General features: G+C 45.4%; 1 protein-coding gene. It reads left to right on the top strand.

Annotated features, from left to right (window positions below; all coding sequences use genetic code 11):
* Positions 1–225 precede the first annotated feature (225 nt).
* Positions 226–480 (top strand): hypothetical protein, encoded by a 255-nt coding sequence (locus KJB35_RS27105; protein WP_285469872.1) that lies wholly within the window; start codon positions 226–228, stop codon positions 478–480.
* Positions 481–716: the final 236 nt, after the last annotated feature.

Here is a 716-nt window from a genome sequence, read left to right as displayed (position 1 = left end):
CGCCCTGTTAAGGTGTGAGCAACGCAATACCTATGTCGCCGCATACCACCTTAATCACTAAAACCACCGCATAGTAAAAATGCCACGCGTTGCGAATCCCTCTTGAACAGTTTGTTAGTCGCGAGGCACCGAGCGACAATTTTAAGCCGAGCTAAACTTTGCAAACAACAAGATTTATGTGTTTTGATGCACTTAAGTCAGGCGTAGTCTCAAAGCGGCTAGCCAATGAAACCACTTGGAACAAACAACGCCGCAGAAAACGGACTGACAACACCAAAAAGGGCTTTTGAAAAGCCAATCTCACAGTGCGGACTTTCAACAAAGTCACTGAAACCACTTGGAATTTACAACACCAGAGAAAAAGTCACTTCAGCGAGTAAATCGGCTTTTGTACCAACAAACTCACCGAGCGGAGCTGCAACCAAAAACAAACTCTCGATTGCCCTGCACTGTCAGCACCAAAGAGCCAACAACCACTAGGACAGTTACAAAACTTTGGACTTGAAACAGTTGAAACTGAGTTTTGACCATCGACAACGCATCTGCGCATCAAACGATCATCCGCCAAATTCTAAGCTTAGAAACATGATTTTGCTTGCTAGCTTTTTCTGGCGACTAACGCCCTGTTAAGGTGTGAGCAACGCAATACCGATGCAGCCGCAAACCGCCTTAATCACTTAAACCAACGCATAGTAAAAATGCCACGCGTTGCGAAT

Source organism: Vibrio sp. D431a (assembly GCF_030248655.1).
GTDB classification, from domain to species: Bacteria; Pseudomonadota; Gammaproteobacteria; order Enterobacterales; family Vibrionaceae; genus Vibrio; species Vibrio alginolyticus.
This window is presented reverse-complemented; position numbering and strand designations above follow the sequence as displayed.

Excerpts from the sequence above, each read along its gene's own strand:
- KJB35_RS27105 (WP_285469872.1), top strand. The coding sequence starts at position 226 with ATGAAACCACTTGGAACAAACAACGCCGCAGAAAACGGACTGACAACA.